The sequence below is a fragment of the Streptomyces albidicamelliae genome, from assembly GCF_025642175.1.
Classification (GTDB): domain Bacteria; phylum Actinomycetota; class Actinomycetes; order Streptomycetales; family Streptomycetaceae; genus Streptomyces; species Streptomyces albidocamelliae.
In genome coordinates this window covers 6,476,105-6,493,300 of record NZ_CP106795.1, presented here as the reverse complement: position 1 = coordinate 6,493,300, position 17,196 = coordinate 6,476,105, and the positions used below count along the sequence as shown (strand labels likewise).

Here is a 17,196-nt window from a genome sequence, read left to right as displayed (position 1 = left end):
TGGAGCTGGGGCGGGCCGCGGCCGCGCCGGTCGGCGGACCGGCCGTACGGCGACGGGGCCCCGGGAGGGGGCGGCGCCGGGGGCGGTCGCTCCCGGCCCCGCCCCTGCCGCGGGCGGCTACGGGCGGCGGCCCCGCTTGGCCTCCATCGCCGCCTTGCCCTCGGCCCCCCTCCGCTTCCAGTCCTTCTTGATCTCCGCCCGGAGCCGGGCGTCGGTCTTGGCCACGATCCACTGGTTCTCCCGCTTGAGCTTGCGGTAGCTCTCCAGCCGCCGGACCGGGAGCGCGCCGTCCTCGACCGCGGAGCGGACCGCGCAGCCCGGCTCGGTCTCGTGGGCGCAGTCGTGGAAGCGGCAGTCCGCGGCGAGTTCCTCGATCTCGGCGAAGACCTGGCCGACGCCGGTCTCCGCGTCGAAGAGGCCGACGCCGCGCAGTCCGGGGGTGTCGATGAGGACACCGCCGGAGGGCAGTGCGAGGAGGTTGCGGGTGGTGGTGGTGTGGCGGCCCTTGCCGTCGACGTCCCGCGCGGCCCGTACGTCCATGACGTCGTCGCCGACGAGGGCGTTGGCCAGGGTGGACTTGCCCGCGCCGGACTGCCCGAGGAGCACGGTCGTGCCGGAGCCGACGAGCGAGACGAGGATGTCGAGCCCCTCGCCGTACAGGGCGCTGACGGTGAGGACGGGCACGCCGGGCGCGCTCGTCTCGACGTCCTGGACCAGGTGGGCCAGGGTGACCGGGTCCGGCACGAGGTCGGCCTTGGTGAGGACGAGCACGGGCTGGGCGCCGGACTCCCAGGCGAGGGCGAGGAAGCGTTCGACGCGGCCGAGGTCGAGTTCGACGGCGAGGGACACCGCGATGACCGCGTGGTCGACGTTCGCGGCGAGGATCTGCCCCTCGGACCGCTTGGAGGAGGTGGAGCGCACGAAGGCGGTGCGGCGTGGCAGGTACGCACGCACGTAGCGGGGGTGGCCGCCGGGTTCGACGGCGACCCAGTCGCCGGTGCACACGACCCGCAAGGGGTCGTGCGGGGTGACGAAGGCGGTGTCGGCGCGGACGACTCCGTCCGCGGTGACGACGTCGCACTGTCCGCGGTCGACCCGGACGACCCGGCCGGGCAGCAGCCCTTCCGCGGCGTGCGGGGTGAACGCGTCGGCCCAGGCGTCGTCCCAGCCGTAGGGAGTCAGAGCGGTGGACTGAACAGAGGTGGAAGTCAAGGGTGACCCTTCACAAGGGTGGCCCGGCAGGCGCTTCGGCGCGGTCGTGTCAGCCGGCGGCCACGGAGGTGGACTTGATGAGTTCCTGGATGAGGGCAGCGCTCAGCACAGTGACAGCCATCGGTCGACACCTCCTCGATTCCACTCGTACGTCCGCACACCATCTGGCGTGCGGGGCAACTGTAGCCCGCGGGCGGGCTCTTGCGTCAACGTATTTTGTTCGCGCGCTCAGCCGGACGTGCAGGGGGCCCCGTCGAGGGTGAAGTCGTACGGCGCCCGGTTGCCGTTCCGCAGCGAGCCGATGAAGCCGAAGGAGAGGGTGCCGTGCGCGGCGACCGCCTTGTTGTAGTCGGCGGCGGTGGCGGTGACGCGCGAGCCGTCCTGCCGGCCGGTGGCGTCCCACATCTGGCCCACCCGCTGGCCGTCGCGGAAGCTCCAGGCGACCTGCCAGCCGGTGAGGGCCCGGTCGGTGGTGACGCTGACGGTGGCCTGGAAGCCGTCGGCCCACTGGTCCGTCACGTCGTACGCGACCCGGCAGGCGGCCGCCTCGGGGGTGGCCGGGGCGGCGCTGTGCCGGGGCGGGTGCGTGGTGGCGGAGGTCTCCCGGGGCTCGGGGCCGGGCTTCTTCCGCTTCGCCGTCGCGCTGGTGGCGGGGGCGGGCGGGGTGACGGCGGGCGTGGCGGTGCGGGGCGGGGCGTGGGTGGTGTGCGGGACGGTGCCGGGGACGTCGGGACCGACGACGGGCCGGCGGTTCTGGTGGGCGGCGACCGTCTCGTCGCCGGAGCCGTCGAACGGCATCAGCGACACGCCGAGGGCCAGTGCGGACAGCAGCACGGCGGCCGCGAGCAGGCCGCGTCGCAGCACCCGGCCGCCGCCCGCCTCGTCCGCCGGGTCGCCGGCGTCGGGAGGGGCGGCGGCGGGGGCGCCGAGGCGGACCTCGGCGGCGCGGCGGCGGCGCTCCAGGTAGGCGAGGCCGCCCCAGCCGACGACCCCGCCGGTCAGCGCGGCGGGCAGTCCGCCGCCGTGCAGCCGCAGACAGGCGGCGGCCTCCGCGCAGCGCACACAGGTGGCCAGGTGCCGGGACAGGTCCTCGGGGGCGTCGGCGGCGGCCGAGCGGGTGACGGCGTCCAGCAGCCGGGCGTAGCTGCGGCACTCCGGGTCCAGCGGGGTGTCCAGGTGGGCGCGGTGGCAGCGGTCCCGGAACAGGGTGCGGACCTGGTCGAGTTCGTCCGTGACGGTGGCCGGGTCCAGGCCGAGCCGGCGGGCCACGGTCGGCAGGGGCAGCGCCTCCACCTCGGCCAGCCACAGCAGGGAGGCGTCGGCCTCCTGCATGTCCCGCAGGCCGCGCAGCGCCACCGGGCGCTGCAGCGGGGGCCCGGAGAAGCGCGCGGCGCTCGGGGAGTTGAGCCACAGCCTGAGGTCGGGGTCGAGTCGGTGTCCCTGACCGCCGGCCTCCCAGGCGGTCGCGGTGTCGCGGACGGCGGTGAGCAGCGCCGGTATCGTCGGCAGCCGCGCGGTGCGGCCCGCGCCGCGTACGTGGGTGCTCGCGGCGGCGCGGACCTCGCGCATGCCGAGCGCGAACGCCTCGTTGGCCAGCTGATGGGCCGTCAGTGACCCGGAGGTGCACAGGTCCGCGTAGGACAGCACCGCGTCCCAGCCCTCCGAGAACAGCGCGGCCTCGGTGGCGTCCTGGGGGGTCGGCAGGTCGGGCATCTGACTCCTGCATCCACGTGCGAGGTCAACTCACCAAGGGGAAAGCGGAGTTGCACGGAACCTCGCGGCAGGGCACCGAGCCTTTCACGTCCTCGACGCAACTGACAAGCGGCCTGTTCACATCCGGTCACCGACAGTGGCGGCCCCGGCGCGCGCCGTACCGTTCCCGCAACTCCGGCCTCCTGTACGGATGCCGGAGGCGTCGCGTTCAACGGCGCGGGGCGGGCCGCCGGGTCACGCCTCGGCCGGCTCCTCCGCCGCTTCCCGGGCGGGCAGGCTGTCCATGAAGGAGCTGACGGAGAACACCGCCTGGCCGGGCCCGGGCGGGCCGTAGCCGGGGGGCGAGGACAGTCCGAAGTCGTCCATGGTGGCCCGGTAGGCCTCCAGCAGCCGGATGTGGTACTCCAGCGGGGCACCCTGCGGGTTGGCCTTGCCGAGCGGCGTCGTGGGCTCGGGGCACCAGGTGGTGAAGCGGGGGGTGATGCCGTGCGACATGAAGAAGCGCAGCCCCTCGGTGGTGGAGGCGATCGCCTCGTCCACCGTGGTGAAGCCGAACGGCTCGGCCATCTCCACGCCCGCGACGAAGTTGGGGATGACGTTGCGCGCGCCGAACACGTCCGCGGAGTCGAGGATCCGCCGGTGCCACTCGTCCCGGCCGACGTACCGCTCCTTGCCCGGGCAGTACAGCTCGAACAGCCGCCGGTCCCACACCTCGAAGTTGGGGTGGTAGATCTGCACGCCGTAGTCCTTGAACCGCTGGACGTCGGGCTTCGGCAGCGCCTGCGCCACGACCTTGCCGATCCAGCGGCCCGGGAAGCGCTCCTCGATGGCCTTGGCGTAGTGGCCGTAGAAGTCGGCCTCGTCGCGGCCGGAGACCGTCTTGGTGATGGCGCCGCCGGTCAGGGTGTAGGCGGTGGACGCCTTCTGGGTGTCGTACCGGTCGATGATCTCCAGCGCCTCCAGGACCTCCTCCACGTCCTTGACGCCGGTGTACGGCCGGCCGGCCGCCTTGTGCTGGCGCCAGTTGTGGTTGATGTCGCAGTACTGGCACTCCTCCTTGGCGCCGAAGTACTGGCAGACCCGGAAGACGGTCAGGTAGATCAGGTAGCCCCACTGGATGGTGGGGGCGACCTCCATCACGGACTTCCCGTTGGAGAGCGTGTGCCGGTAGTACTCCGGCATCGGCGGCACCCCGACGTCGGCGATGCGCCTGCCGTCGAGGTAGAGCCCGAGGAGCCCTTCGTCGTCGGCGGCGACCCGGTAGGGCGAGGCGGGATTCACCCGTACGGAGACGACCGTACGGCGCAGGTCGTACGGCCCGCCGGTGAGGATGATCTCCTCCGGGGGCCGGCGCAGCGCGGCCTCGCCCAGTTCGGGCAGGGTGCCGTGGTCGAAGGAGAAGATGAAGTACGACTTCGGCTTGACCTCGCCGCTGTCGTTGTCGCTGAGGGCGGACGGGTCGAAGGCGACGCCGCCGCGGAGCAGGTCCTCCTTGAAGACGGCTTCCCGTGGCACATGGGGAAAGCGCTCCATCAGATCCTCGACCAGCGCGGTGCGGCTGCCCATCCGTATGTCTCCTCCCGGCTCAGGCGTTCGTCTCTCACCGTATGCCCCCGCCTCCCGGTCAGCCGTGCCGGGTCCCCGCACGTCGCGCGACGTGTTCCGGTACGGCGGTGCCCGGCGGCAGCGCCGGGTCGGGTTCCGGAGTGCCCCAGGCGCTGGTGAGCGGCAGGACTCCGGCCCACAGTCCGAGCGCCGCGTCGGGGCCGTCGCCGTCGTCGGGGGCACCGGTGCGGATCTTGACGGAGGCCTCCTGGAGGGAGACGGCGAGGAGGGTGGTGGCGGCCAGCTCCCTGCGGTCGGGGCGGCGGGCGTACGACCACTGGCCCGGGGCCGCGTGCTCGGTCAGCAGGCGCAGGCCCGCCAGTCTCTCCTCGGGGTCGGTCACCTTGCGCGCGGTGCCGTGGATCATGGCGCTGCGGTAGTTCACGCCGTGCTCGAAGACGGACCGGGCGAGGACGAGTCCGTCCACGTGCGTGACCGTCACGCACACCGGGGTGTCCCCGGCGAGGCTGCGGCTCGCCACCGAGCCGTGCAGGTACAGCCACCGCTCGTCCCGCCCGTAGACGGTGGGCACCACCACCGGCCGCCCGTCGACCACCACGCCCAGATGGCAGACGAACCCCGCGTCGAGGATGGCCTCCAGATCCGCCCGCTCGTGGCTGCCCTGCTCGCGCAGCCGGCGGTGGCGGGTGCGATCGGTGACGGGCAGCACGCGAGGAAGCGGTTCGGCAGTCATACCCGCACGCTACCGATATCGCGACCGGACGGCCAGATCGATGACGAATTGGCCCGCCTCAAGACCTACAGACAACGAAATCCGCAGGCGCCGCCTGCGTGCGTCAGGCCGTGCGGTCCAGCTCCGTGGGGTCGACGGCGTGCAGCAGGGCCGCGCCCGACGACAGCCGTTCGGCCTCCTCCACCACCGTGCGGCCGAGCCGCGCCACCTCGTTGCCCTGGGAGCCCGCCAGGTGCGGGGTGACGAAGGCGCCCGGCAGATCGAACAGCGGGGAGTCGGCGGGCAGCGGCTCGGGGTCGGTGACGTCCAGGACGGCGCGGAGGCGTCCGGTGCGCAGTTCCCCGACCAGCGCGTCGTGGTCGACGAGGGCACCGCGCGCGGTGTTGATCAGCACCGACCCGTCGGGCATCAGGGCGAGTTCCCGGGCGCCGACGAGGTGGTGGGTCTCGGGGGTGTGCGGGGCGTGCAGGGTGACGGTGTCGGAGGTGCGCAGCAACTCGTCCAGCGGCAGCAGCGGTACCCCGAGCCGCGCGGCCTGCGCCGCGTCGGCGTACGGGTCGGCGAGCGCGACCGCGAGGTCGTGGGGGCGGAGCAGCTCGATCAGGCGGCGGCCGATGCGGGACGCCCCGACGACGCCCACCCGGCGGCCGTGGTTGCCGAGGCCGGCGAGGATGCCGCCGTAGGGGAAGGCGCGCCGGGCGCGCAGGCGGTCGCGGGCGCCGAAGGCGTCCTTGCCGGCGAGCAGGATCACGGCGAGCGTGTACTCGGCCACGGGCAGGGCGTTGGCCGCGGCGGCCGAGGAGACGGCGATACCGCGTCGCCACACCTCCGGGGTGGTGAATCCCTTGACCGAGCCGGCCGCGTGCAGCACCGCGCGCAGCCCGGGGGCGGCGTCCAGGGCCGCGGCGTCCAGGAGCGGGCAGCCCCAGCCGGTGATCAGGACCTCGGTGCGGGAAAGGGCTTCCCGCACCCGCGGCTCGGTGAAGTCCTCGGCCACCAGGGCGGGATCGAGGTCCACGCAGGCGCGCAGCCGGGCGAGGAGGTCCGGTGGGAAGACGTGCTCCACGTTCTGCGGGGTCATGGCGAGCATGGCCTGCGGACGCTCGGGCAAGGACGTGACCCTCCGGCTCGACGACGCGTGCGGGGCAACCGCTCTCCACGGTAGGCGGCGGCGAATGAGAGGGTCAACGCACACTCACTCTCCGGGAGGGACGTCGGGATGACGGACAGGGTGACCAATTGGGCCCGCACCATCACGTACACCGCCGAGGCGTACCGGCGTCCGCCCACTCTGGACGCGCTGCGGGCGCTGGTGGCCCGGAGTGCGAAGGTGCGGGTGCTGGGCAGCGGCCACTCCTTCAACGGCATCGCCGACCCCGGCCCGCACGGCGTCCTGCTGTCGACCGCCGCCCTGCCTCCGGTGATCGAGGTCGACGCGGCCGCGCGCACGGTCCGGGTGGCCGGTGGGGTCCGGTACGCCGAACTGGCCCGCGAGGTCCACGCGTACGGTCTCGCGCTCCCCAACATGGCCTCCCTGCCGCACATCTCGGTGGCGGGTTCGGTGGCGACCGGCACCCACGGTTCGGGCGTCGGCAACGCGCCGCTGGCGTCCGCCGTCCGGGAGGTGGAGCTGGTCGTGGCGGACGGTTCGCCGGTGACGATCGCCCGCGGCGACAAGCGGTTCGACGGCGCCGTGACCTCGCTCGGCGCGCTCGGTGTCGTCACCGCGCTCACCCTCGACCTGGAACCCGCGTACGACGTCGCGCAGCACGTCTACACCGGACTCCCGCTGCGCGGACTGGACTTCGCGGCGGTCGCGGCCGCCGGGCACAGCGTCAGCCTGTTCACCGACTGGCGTGCACCGTCCTTCGGGCAGGTGTGGGTCAAGCGGCGCACCGACCGGCCGGCGGTGGACTTCCCGTGGGCGCCGCCGGCGGCCGGGCCGGTGCATCCGGTGCCCGGCATGCCCGCGGCCAACTGCACGGAGCAGCTGGGGGTCCCGGGGCCCTGGCACGAACGGCTGCCCCACTTCCGGGCCGAGTTCACCCCGAGCAGCGGGGAGGAGATCCAGTCGGAGTACCTGCTGCCGCGGCCGGCGGCCGTGGACGCGCTGGAGGCGGTCGCCGGGGTCCGGGAGGCGGTCGCCGCCGTCCTGCAGATCTGCGAGGTGCGGACGGTCGCCGCCGACGCGCAGTGGCTCAGCCCGGCCCACGGGCGGGACTCGGTCGCGCTGCACTTCACCTGGGTGCGCGACGCGCCCGCCGTCCTCCCGGTGGTGCGCCGCCTGGAGGAGGCGCTGGCCCCCTTCGACCCGCGCCCGCACTGGGGGAAGGTGTACGAGGTCCCGGCGGCCGGCCTCCGCCGGCGATACCCCCGCCTCGCCGACTTCCGCGCCCTCGCCCGTGCACTGGACCCCGCGGCCAAGTTCACCAACGCGTTCGTGGGGGACCTTCTCGCGGGGTGACCCGGCCGCCACCCCGGACCCGCCTCCCTCCCCGGCTTTCGCGAACCCCTTTCCGAACCCCTTGTCGAAAGGCCGTCCCGGCCCTAGCCTGGCGCCGCCGGAGCCGATGCCGCTGCGGTCCGGGCCGGCACTGGAGGGGCAGCCGCGTGAAGCGCACGTCACGTGACATCCGCACCGCGAACCGCTACGAGGTGCTGCGCCGGCTCATCGCCGCGTCCCCCACCAGCAGGCAGGAGCTGGCGGCCGCCACCGGTCTGAGTCTGGCCACCGTCGCCACCCTGGTCGGCGAGCTGCTGGAGCTCCGCCTGGTCACCGAGGTCGGGTTCGAGGACTCCGCCGGGGGCAGGCCCAGGGGGCTGATCGCCGTCGACGCGTCGGGAGGCGCGCTGATCGGCGTCGACATCGCGGAGACGTACGTCCATGTCGAGCTGTTCGACCTGGCGTTGAACGTGCTCGCGCGCGCCGAGGAGCAGCTGCGGCCCGACGGGAGCCGGCCGGAGCAGGTGGCCGGCCGGGTGGCCGCCGCGGTCGCCGCGGTGGTGGACCGGGCCGGGACGCGGGCGGGCCGGGTGCTGGGCGTCGGGGTGAGCGTGCCGGGCCAGGTGGACCGGGACACGGGCGTCGTCGAGTACGCGGCCAACTGGCAGTGGCACGGTGTGCCGTTGCTGGACCTGCTCGCCGGACTCCTCCCCTACCCCCTCCACCTGGACAACCCGCTGCGCGCCTGCACGGTGGCCGAGCTCTGGTTCGGGGCCGCGCGCGGACGCGACGACGCCGTGGTGGTCAATCTCGGCACCGGGGTCGGCGCCGGGCTGGCGCTCGGCGGCGGACTGCACCGGGGCGTGAGCAACAGCGCCGGCGAGTGGGGGCACACCACGCTGGTGCTGGACGGGCGGCCGTGCCACTGCGGCGGCCGCGGCTGCGTGGAGACGTACGTCGGCGCCCCCGGCATCATGCAGCATCTGCGCGAACTCGGCCCGCACTCGCCCCTGTTGCACCCGGACGACCAGACGGCCACCATCGACGCGCTGGCCCGCGCCGTCGCCGAGGGGGACCCGGTCGCGCGCGCGGTCGTCCGGGAGACCGCCCGTTACCTCGGCGCCGGCATCTCCGACCTGATCAACCTTCTCAACCCCGAGGTGGTCGTCCTCAGCAGCTGGGTCGCCGCCCGGCTGGGCGAGCCGCTGCTGGACGAGGTCCGCCGGGCCGTCGCCGGGCACGCCCTGCGCCGGCCGCTGGCCGCCACCGAGATCGTCCTCTCGCCGATCCCCACCGACCCGGTGTCCCTCGGCGCGGCCACGTTCGCGCTGGAAGGGGCGCTGCGATCGGTACGGCAGAGGAGCGGCACCACCGTCACCACCGGACGCGCCGCCACCACCGGACGCGCCGCCACCACCGGTCGCGCCGTCGCCACCGGTCGCGCCGTCGCCGCGGGGAGCCGTACCGCCCCGTCCTCATGACGGCTCCGGGGAGTGCCCCGCGGCCGTCGACCACCACCCTTCTCTTCTCATGAGCTGAGCCAGGGAGACCGATGCCTTTCCGCCCGTACTCCGTCACCGACTACGTGGAGGACGTCTCCCCGGGCCACGGGGCGCTGCCTCCCCGGGCCCGGTACTCCTCCTCCGACGCCGCGTCCCTCTCGCTGAACGGCACCTGGCGGTTCCGGCTGTCCGGCACGGCCGACGCCGAGGACGACTCCTTCGCCGCGGCGGAGTACGACGCCGGCGGCTGGGCGGAGGTCCGGGTGCCGGGCCACTGGGTCCTCCAGGGTCACGGCTCCCCGATCTACACCAACCACCTCTACCCGTTCCCGGTCGACCCGCCGCGCGTGCCCACCGAGAACCCGACGGGCGACCACCGGCTCGTCTTCGACCTTCCGCGGGACTGGCCCGGCCCGTCCGACGGCGGCGCCGTCCTGCGGTTCGACGGGGTCGAGTCCTGCGCCCGGGTCTGGCTGAACGGCACGGACCTCGGCGAGTTCAAGGGCTCCCGGCTGCCGCACGAGTTCGCGGTCGGTGACCTGTTGAGGGCCACGGGCAACGTGCTGGCCGTCCGTGTCCACCAGTGGTCGGCGGGCTCCTATCTGGAGGACCAGGACCAGTGGTGGCTGCCCGGCATCTTCCGTGACGTCACGCTGCTGCACCGCCCGGCGGGCAGCGCGCTGGACTTCTTCGTGCACGCGTCCTACGACCACCGCCGCGGCACCGGGACCCTGCGCGTGGACTCCGACGTGGACGGCCGGGTCACCGTCCCGGACCTCGGTATCGACATCGGGACCGGCGACGAGGCGACCGTACCGGTGGAACCGTGGTCGGCCGAGATCCCCAGGCTGTACGACGCCGTCCTCGCCACCGAGGGCGAGCGGGTGCCGCTGCGCATCGGTTTCCGCACGGTGGAGCTGTCGGACGGCCTGATCAAGGTCAACGGACGGGCCGTGCTGTTCAAGGGCGTCAACCGGCACGAGTGGCACCCCGAGCGGGGCCGCGCGCTGGATCCGCAGACCATGCGCGAGGACGTGCTGCTGATGAAGCGGCACAACGTCAACGCCGTCCGCACCTCCCACTATCCGCCGCACCCCGCCTTCCTCGACCTCTGCGACGAGTACGGCCTCTGGGTGATCGACGAGTGCGACCTGGAGACGCACGGTTTCACCGAGCAGGGCTGGCGGGGCAACCCCGTCGACGACGACCGGTGGACCCCGGCGCTGCTCGACCGGGCGGCCCGTATGGTCGAGCGCGACAAGAACCACCCCTGCGTCGTCGTCTGGTCCCTCGGCAACGAGGCGGGCACCGGCCGGGGCCTGACCGCGATGGCCGACTGGATCCACCACCGCGACCCGTCCCGTCCGGTGCACTACGAGGGCGACGTCGACTGCCGCGACACCGACGTGTACTCGCGGATGTACGCCGGCCACGCCGAGGTCGAACGGATCGGCCGCGGCCTCGACGGTGGCCCCGCGAGGCGCCGCGAACTGCCCTTCATCCTCTGCGAGTACGCGCACGCCATGGGCAACGGCCCCGGTGGACTCGCCGACTACCAGCGGCTGTTCGAGCGGCACGACCGGCTCCAGGGCGGATTCGTCTGGGAATGGATCGACCACGGCATCGCCCACCCCGAACTGGGCTACGCCTACGGCGGGGACTTCGGCGAGGAACTGCACGACGGCAACTTCGTCTGCGACGGACTGGTCTTCCCGGACCGGCGGCCCTCCCCCGGCCTCGTCGAGTACAAGAAGGTGATCGAACCGGTCGCCGTCGCCGGTGACGGCGCGGACGGCACGGTCCGCATCACCAACAAGTACGACTTCGCCGACCTGTCGGCCCTGGCGTTCACGTGGTCGTACCAGGTCGACGGGGAGACGGTGGAGTCCGGTGGCCTGCCGGTGCCGGCCCTGGCGCCCGGCGAGTCGGCCGACGTGAAGCTGCCCCAGCCGCCGCCCGGGGCACCGGCCGGCGAGGCCCTGTGGACGGTCCGGGCGGTCCTCGCGGCGGACGCTCCCTGGGCGCCGCGGGACCACCTCGTCGCCTGGGGCCAGATCCGGGTGACGGAGCGCCGGGTGCCGTACGTCGCCGCGACCGCCCGCCCGGTGCGCGACGACGGCGTGCTCACCCTGGGCCCCGGCACCTTCGACGCCCGCACCGGCGCCCTGACGGCGATCGGCGGGGTGGCCGTCTCCGCGCCGCGGCTGGACGTGTGGCGGGCCACCACCGACAACGACGACGGCGCCGCCTGGCAGAGCGACGTCCGGTACGGCCCGCTGTGGCGCAAGCTCGGTCTGCACCGCATGCGGCACCGCCTGGACGGGGTGCTGGCCGACGAGGACGCGCTGACGGTCCGCACCCGGGTCGCGCCGGCGGCCCGTGAGCTGGGCCTGGCGACGGTGTACCGGTGGACGTCCGACGGCGGCCGCCTGCGCCTGACCGTGTCCGTCGGCCCGGAGGGCGACTGGCAGGTGCCGCTCCCCCGGCTCGGCGTCCGCTTCGGACTGCCCGCCGCCGACCGTGTCCGGTGGTTCGGCGGCGGCCCCGGCGAGGCGTACCCCGACACCCGTTCGGCGGCCGCGATCGGCCGGTGGCGGTCGACCGTGGACGACCTGCAGACCCCCTACGTCCGCCCGCAGGAGAACGGCGCCCGCGTCGACGTGCGCTGGGTGGAGCTGGGCGGACTGCGCATCGAGGGCGACCCCGAATTCCTCCTCACCGTCCGCCGCTGGACCGGCGAACACCTGGACGCCGCCGCCCACCGCACCGACCTGACACCCGGCGACCAGGTCTGGGTCAACCTGGACCACGCCCAGCACGGCATCGGCTCGCAGTCCTGCGGCCCCGGCCCCCTGCCCCAGTACCACCTGCACGCCGAACCGGCGGAGTTCTCCTTCGTCTTCACCCCGGCTCCCGGCACCGTCTGACCCCACCCGCACCCGCGCCACCCGAGGCCGCCCGGCTCCACGCCGGGCGGCCTCTCACCTTGCGCTCCTGCTCTCCCTAGGCATTAACCTAGGGACCATAGGAAACAGGACCGGCGAAAGGGGGTCCCCATGGCCCGTGCGGGCCTCAGTGGGGAGCGGGTCGTCGCGGCGGCGGCCGAACTGGCCGACGAGGTGGGCTTCGAGCGGGTCACCCTGTCGGCGCTGGCCCGCCGGTTCGGGGTGAAGGACGCCAGCCTGTACTCGCACGTCCGGGGCATGGAGGACCTGCGCACCCGGCTCGCGCTGTACGCGGGCGGCGAGTTGATCGACCAAATCGCGGTCGCCGTCGCGGGACGGGCGGGCAGGGAGGCGCTGGCCGCCTTCGCCGGCGCCTACCGCGCGTACGCCCTGCGGCACCCGGGCCGGTACGCCGCCACCCAGATCCGCGTCGACCAGTCCCTGATCGCCGGCACGCCGGCCCTGCGCCGTACCGCCGAGATCACCTACGGCATGCTGCGCGGCTACGGCCTCGAAGAACCCGATCTGACCGACGCGGTGCGCCTGCTGCGCAGCACCTTCCACGGCTACTGCGCACTGGAGTCCACCGGCGGCTTCGGCGCGGACCGTGACGTCCAGGCCTCCTGGGACAAGGCGGTCGACGCACTGCACCTGGCGCTGGAGCACTGGCCGCGCGAGACCGGCCCCAACCGGAAGAAGGCGGAAGAGCGATGACCGAGCCCCTTCCCGACGCCTACGACGTCCGGGGCAGCGGCCCCGTGCTGCTGCTCGTGCCCGGCGGCGCCGGACACCCGATGGGGCTCGGTCCGCTGACCGAGCGCCTGTCCGCGCGCTTCACCGTGGTGACGTACGACCCGCTGGGCCTCGCCCACGGCAGGCTGGGCCTCCCGGTCGCCGGCCGGCGGGTGGCGGACTGGAGCGAGGGCGCGCACCGGGTGCTGGAGACCGTGCTTCCGGCGGGCGGGTCCGCGTACGTGTGCGGCACCAGCTCCGGCGGCATCGCGGCCCTGGACCTCCTCGCCCGGCACCCGCACCGGCTGGCCCACGTGGTCGCGCACGAACCGCCCTGCGTCACCCTGCTGCCCGACGGGGCCGAGCGGCGCGCGGAGCTGATCGGGCAGCTGGACGGCCCCGGACGGCCGCCCGCCGAGGGCGCGTCGGCGACCCCGATGGGAGTGTTCCTCGCCCATGTCCTGCGTCCGTTCACCGCTCACACGCCCGCCTTCACCGCTCCGCCGGGCCGGCTCACCGTGGCCGCCGGCACGGCATCGCGCGGTCAGCTCCTGCACCGCACGGCCGAGGTCACCGCGGGCCGGCTGGGCGGCGCCTTCGCGGAGTTCCCGGGCGGCCATCTCGGCACGCTCGATCACCCGCTGGAGTTCGCCGACCGGCTGGCCGACATGTTCCTCTCCAGCGCGCGGACGTCCGCGTAGGAGGGGTCGGACCGGCCGGGGCACGCCCCGCGGCGATGTCGGCCGCCGCGTCCAGCGCCGCGCCGAGCGCGCGCCGGTACAACAGCGAGCCGAGGCTGACGCGGCGCACACCGAGGCGGGCGAGCTCGGGGACGGTGGGACCGGTCGGCGAGTAGAGGACGTTGAGGGGTGCTTCGAGATGCCGGGTGAGGGACGCGATCCGCCGCGGATCGGTCAGCCCCGGTACGAACACCCCGTCCGCGCCGGCCTCCTGATACGCGTCGAGCCGCCGCAGGGTGTCCCGCGCGTCCCCGTCCCCCGACCAGTGGGTGTCGGTGCGGGCGTTGACGAACAGCTCCGGTACGGCCGCCTTCACCGCGGCGATCTTCGCGGCGTGCCGGCCGCTCGGCCCGAGACCGTCCTCCAGATTGATCCCGGCGACCCCGGCGGTCCACAGCTCCCGGGCCAGCTCGGCGACTTCGTCCGGGTCGTCGCTGAAGCCGTTCTCGGCGTCGACCGAGATCGGGTACGGCTCCGAGCCGAGGGTCCGGGCGAGGCGCAGGGTGTGCTCGCGGGTCGCCGCCTCCCCGTCGGGCAGGCCGGCGGCCGCCGCCACGGCCAGGCTCGTCGTGCCGATCGCGGGGAAGCCCCGGGCGGCGAGGGCGGCGGCCGAGGCGTGGTCCCACGCGTTGGGCAGCAGCAGCGGCACGCCGGGCCGGTGGTGCAGTGCGGCGAAGGACGTCATGGTGGTCTCTGCGCTCATACGGCCACGCTAGGCGCCGGACGTTTCGGTCGCGGCCGAAGTGTGCGGCGCCCAGGTCCGCGGCGGCGCTCACCCGCGCACGGTCACCGTCACCCCCGGCCCGTCCCACCGCACCCGCGCCCCCGTTCCCCCGGCCCACTCGACCTCCAGCTCCGCCGCACCGGCCGGCCGTACGGACACCAGCTCGGCCAGCGGCGGCGGATCCGGCTCGGCGGTGAGGCGGGCCAGGGCGACGAACAGGGTGTCCCCCACCCCGACGGCCCCGGCGAGGTCGTCGCACAGGCCCACCGCCGGCAGGAGTTCGGCGCGTGCGCCCGCCCCCTCCGTCCACCCCGTGACCCGCACCCGCGTGCCGGGCACGGCTCCGGAGACCAGGTGGCACCGCACCTCCGCCGCGCCCTCGGCGAGCACCACGCTGGTCACGGTGACCCCGTCCCCGACGGTGTGCCGGGAGGCGATCCACCCCTCGCCCGTGCCCAGCGGCTCGATGCCCGTACGGCCCGGATTCCCCCCGACGATCACGCTGTTGTCGTACGACGCCGCCGGAACGGTGGCCGAGGAGTACGCGAGCCGCGTGTAGAACGGGTCGTAGCGGACGTCCTCGCTGCCGTGGTTGTGCAGCCGGACCAGCCCGTCCGAACGGGTCGTCTGCAGCAGCCAGTTGGGTGCGGGCAGCGGCCTCACCGCGTCCGCGCGCCCGACCGGGCCCGGTTCCTCGGGTGCCGTCCACACCTCGTGCCCGGCCGGCAGCAGCAGTCCGAGGAAGCCCTTGCTCGCCCAGTACGGGGAGGCCGGGCCCGAATAGGCCTGCACGAAGGAGGTGTCGGGCCCGAGCCGGCCGAGCGGGAGCAGGCCCCGTTGGTCCACCGCGCCGCCGTCGACGAAGTACCGCAGCGTCCCGGAGGCCAGCCGCCGTGTCTCCCCCGGCGACAGAGGGGTGTGACCGGTCAGCGCGCCCAGCCACAGCGGGGCCGCGGTGGCGAAACGGTAGGTCAGCGAGCGCCCTTGGGCCACGGGGGCGCCGTCGCCGCCGAACAGGTGGGCGTAGTCGGCGAGGTACCGTGCCAGGCGTCCGCCGTACCGGGAGAGCAGTTCCCGGTCGTCGGCCAGCCAGGCGTGCAGGACCGGGTACAGGTGCAGGGCCCAGCCGTTGTAGTAGTCGAACCTGCGGCCGTCGCCGTCGGTGTACCAGCCGTCGCCGACGTACCAGGTCTCGATCCGCTCCAGGCCGCGGTCGATCGCCCGGCGCGCCGCCTCCGGCCGGTGGCCGATCTCCGCCAGGAACCCGCCGACGGTGACCGGGAACAACTCCCAGTTGTTGGGCCAGGGTTCGGCGGTGAGGGCGTCCGCGAGCCAGTCGGCGGTCCGTCGGCGCACGGTGTCGTCCAGGCGGTCCCACAGCAGCGGCCGGGTCAGTCGCAGGGCGAGCGCGATCGACGCGGCCTCGACGAGCGGCTGGCTGCGGTCGGTGACGTCCGGCCAGACTCCGCGGGGCCCGGTCGCGAGTCCGTCGGCGTACCGGCCGAGCACGGTCGCGTCCTGCCGGAAGGCGGCGAGCAGCAGCGTGCGGGCGTATCCCTCCAGGCCGTCGGAGAGGTGGCCGGAGTGGCTCACATGGTCGCCGGGGAGGTGGTAGAGGGCGCGGTCGGCGGTGGCGTACGGCTCGACCGCGGCGAGCAGCGCGTCGGCCGCGGCCTCCCAGTGGGCACGGGTGCAACCGGTGTACGGGCTTCGCCCGCGGTCGTCGGGGGGCAGTCGGATCACGGCGGTGGCGGTCCTTTCCCGGCGGGCGGCCCGTCGCTCGGGGAGCGAGGGATCGCCGGGACCGTACCGCTCGGGAAAGCGCTTTCGAAAGGGGTGGGGGCTCCCCCGCCCGCGCGGTGCACCCCGTCGACTAGCGTCGTGGCATGACCAGCGACACCTCCCCCGGCCTCGCCGACGCCCTCGCCGACGGCACCGTGGTGCTCGACGGCGGCCTGTCCAACCAGCTGGAGTCCGCGGGACACGACCTGGGCGACGAGCTGTGGTCGGCGCGGCTGCTCGCCGAGCGGCCCGAGGCCGTCACCGAGGCGCACCTGCGCTACTACCTCGCGGGCGCGAGCGTGGCGATCACGGCCAGCTACCAGGCCACCTTCGAGGGCTTCGCGAGGCGCGGCACGGGCCACGACGAGACGGCGCGGCTGCTCGCACTGAGCGTGGACCTCGCCCGCGAGGCGGCCCGGCGGGCGGCGGACGCGGGTGCGGACCGGCCGCTGTGGGTGGCGGCCTCGGTCGGGCCGTACGGGGCGATGCTCGCGGACGGCTCCGAGTACCGCGGCCGGTACGGTCTCGGCGTCGACGAGCTGGAGCGGTTCCACCGGCCGCGGATCGAGGTGCTGGCCGCCGCCGAGCCGGACGTCCTGGCGCTGGAGACCGTGCCGGACGCCGACGAGGGCGCCGCGCTGCTCAGGGCGGTGCGGGGGCTGGGGGTCCCGGCGTGGCTGTCCTACTCGGTCGACGGCCTGCGCACGCGTGCCGGGCAGCCCCTGGAGGAGGCCTTCGCGCCGGCCGCCGCCGTGGACGAGGTGATCGCGGTGGGGGTGAACTGCTGCGCACCGCGGGACGTGGCGCCCGCCGCGGAGATCGCGGCCCGCGTCACCGGGAAGCCGGTCGTGGTCTACCCCAACAGCGGCGAGACCTGGGACGCGCGGGCACGGGCCTGGACCGGGCGTACGACGTTCAGCGCCGAGCAGGTTCGGACGTGGCGGCGGGCCGGGGCGCGGCTGATCGGGGGCTGCTGCCGGGTGGGGCCGGACGCGATCACCGGGATCGCCGCGGCCGTGCGTGAGCTCGGCTGACACCCGCACCCGCACCCGTGCCCCGTGAGCGCCGGCGCCGGCCCGCCGCGAGCGGGCCGCGCGGCCCACG

At 74.6% G+C, this 17,196-nt stretch carries 12 protein-coding genes and 1 pseudogene; 6 read left to right on the top strand and 7 right to left on the bottom strand.

Annotated elements, in window-relative coordinates:
- Positions 1-117: 117 nt before the first annotated feature.
- The 5 genes from rsgA to N8I86_RS29355 all read right to left on the bottom strand — a co-directional run bounded on the left by rsgA (position 118) and on the right by N8I86_RS29355 (position 6,335).
- Positions 118-1,212 carry a ribosome small subunit-dependent GTPase A gene (rsgA, locus tag N8I86_RS29375; RefSeq protein ID WP_263279087.1) on the bottom strand — a complete coding sequence of 365 codons (1,095 nt, stop codon included), beginning with the start codon at positions 1,210-1,212 and terminating at the stop codon, positions 118-120.
- A 228-nt stretch (positions 1,213-1,440) separates the two neighbouring features.
- Positions 1,441-2,925 carry a cellulose-binding domain-containing protein gene (locus N8I86_RS29370; protein WP_263279086.1) on the bottom strand — a complete coding sequence of 495 codons (1,485 nt, stop codon included), beginning with the start codon at positions 2,923-2,925 and terminating at the stop codon, positions 1,441-1,443.
- Positions 2,926-3,159: 234 nt separating this feature from the next.
- Entirely contained in the window at positions 3,160-4,491 is a 1,332-nt protein-coding gene (locus N8I86_RS29365) for a radical SAM protein (protein WP_263279085.1), read from the bottom strand.
- A 58-nt stretch (positions 4,492-4,549) separates the two neighbouring features.
- Positions 4,550-5,224 carry a pyridoxamine 5'-phosphate oxidase family protein gene (locus N8I86_RS29360; RefSeq protein WP_263279084.1) on the bottom strand — a complete coding sequence of 225 codons (675 nt, stop codon included), beginning with the start codon at positions 5,222-5,224 and terminating at the stop codon, positions 4,550-4,552.
- A gap of 103 nt (positions 5,225-5,327) precedes the next feature.
- Positions 5,328-6,335: a hydroxyacid dehydrogenase gene (locus N8I86_RS29355; protein WP_263279083.1), complete on the bottom strand. Its 1,008-nt coding sequence runs from the start codon at positions 6,333-6,335 to the stop codon at positions 5,328-5,330.
- Positions 6,336-6,443: 108 nt separating this feature from the next.
- On the opposite strand from N8I86_RS29355, the gene N8I86_RS29350 reads away from it, so the two are divergent.
- The 5 genes from N8I86_RS29350 to N8I86_RS29330 all read left to right on the top strand — a co-directional run bounded on the left by N8I86_RS29350 (position 6,444) and on the right by N8I86_RS29330 (position 13,547).
- Positions 6,444-7,688 (top strand): FAD-binding protein, encoded by a 1,245-nt coding sequence (locus tag N8I86_RS29350; protein ID WP_263279082.1) that lies wholly within the window; start codon positions 6,444-6,446, stop codon positions 7,686-7,688.
- Positions 7,689-7,834: 146 nt separating this feature from the next.
- Positions 7,835-9,148: an ROK family protein gene (locus N8I86_RS29345; RefSeq protein ID WP_263279081.1), complete on the top strand. Its 1,314-nt coding sequence runs from the start codon at positions 7,835-7,837 to the stop codon at positions 9,146-9,148.
- 71 nt (positions 9,149-9,219) lie between these two features.
- Entirely contained in the window at positions 9,220-12,096 is a 2,877-nt protein-coding gene (locus N8I86_RS29340; RefSeq protein WP_263279080.1) for a glycoside hydrolase family 2 TIM barrel-domain containing protein, read from the top strand.
- 129 nt (positions 12,097-12,225) lie between these two features.
- The gene (locus tag N8I86_RS29335; RefSeq protein WP_073897277.1) at positions 12,226-12,828 is read left to right on the top strand and encodes a TetR/AcrR family transcriptional regulator; all 603 of its coding nucleotides are present in this window, start codon (positions 12,226-12,228) and stop codon (positions 12,826-12,828) included.
- Positions 12,825-13,547 (top strand): alpha/beta fold hydrolase, encoded by a 723-nt coding sequence (locus N8I86_RS29330; protein WP_263279079.1) that lies wholly within the window; start codon positions 12,825-12,827, stop codon positions 13,545-13,547. The genes N8I86_RS29335 and N8I86_RS29330 overlap by 4 nt, the downstream gene beginning before the upstream one ends.
- Here the strand turns inward: N8I86_RS29330 and N8I86_RS29325 are convergent.
- Both N8I86_RS29325 and N8I86_RS29320 read right to left on the bottom strand, forming a co-directional pair.
- A pseudogene (locus tag N8I86_RS29325) lies at positions 13,481-14,271 on the bottom strand (isocitrate lyase/PEP mutase family protein). The gene N8I86_RS29330 and the pseudogene N8I86_RS29325 sit on opposite strands and share 67 nt — an antisense overlap.
- 87 nt (positions 14,272-14,358) lie before the next feature.
- Positions 14,359-16,050 (bottom strand): DUF2264 domain-containing protein, encoded by a 1,692-nt coding sequence (locus tag N8I86_RS29320; RefSeq protein WP_263280168.1) that lies wholly within the window; start codon positions 16,048-16,050, stop codon positions 14,359-14,361.
- A gap of 146 nt (positions 16,051-16,196) precedes the next feature.
- On the opposite strand from N8I86_RS29320, the gene mmuM reads away from it, so the two are divergent.
- Positions 16,197-17,126 (top strand): homocysteine S-methyltransferase, encoded by a 930-nt coding sequence (gene mmuM / locus N8I86_RS29315; RefSeq protein WP_073897286.1) that lies wholly within the window; start codon positions 16,197-16,199, stop codon positions 17,124-17,126.
- Positions 17,127-17,196: the final 70 nt, after the last annotated feature.

Coding starts and splice junctions, on each gene's coding strand:
- N8I86_RS29370 (WP_263279086.1), bottom strand. CDS start 2,925: ATGCCCGACCTGCCGACCCCCCAGGACGCCACCGAGGCCGCGCTGTTC.
- N8I86_RS29365 (WP_263279085.1), bottom strand. CDS start 4,491: ATGGGCAGCCGCACCGCGCTGGTCGAGGATCTGATGGAGCGCTTTCCC.
- N8I86_RS29360 (WP_263279084.1), bottom strand. CDS start 5,224: ATGACTGCCGAACCGCTTCCTCGCGTGCTGCCCGTCACCGATCGCACC.
- N8I86_RS29350 (WP_263279082.1), top strand. CDS start 6,444: ATGACGGACAGGGTGACCAATTGGGCCCGCACCATCACGTACACCGCC.
- N8I86_RS29340 (WP_263279080.1), top strand. CDS start 9,220: ATGCCTTTCCGCCCGTACTCCGTCACCGACTACGTGGAGGACGTCTCC.
- N8I86_RS29335 (WP_073897277.1), top strand. CDS start 12,226: ATGGCCCGTGCGGGCCTCAGTGGGGAGCGGGTCGTCGCGGCGGCGGCC.
- N8I86_RS29330 (WP_263279079.1), top strand. CDS start 12,825: ATGACCGAGCCCCTTCCCGACGCCTACGACGTCCGGGGCAGCGGCCCC.
- mmuM (WP_073897286.1), top strand. CDS start 16,197: ATGACCAGCGACACCTCCCCCGGCCTCGCCGACGCCCTCGCCGACGGC.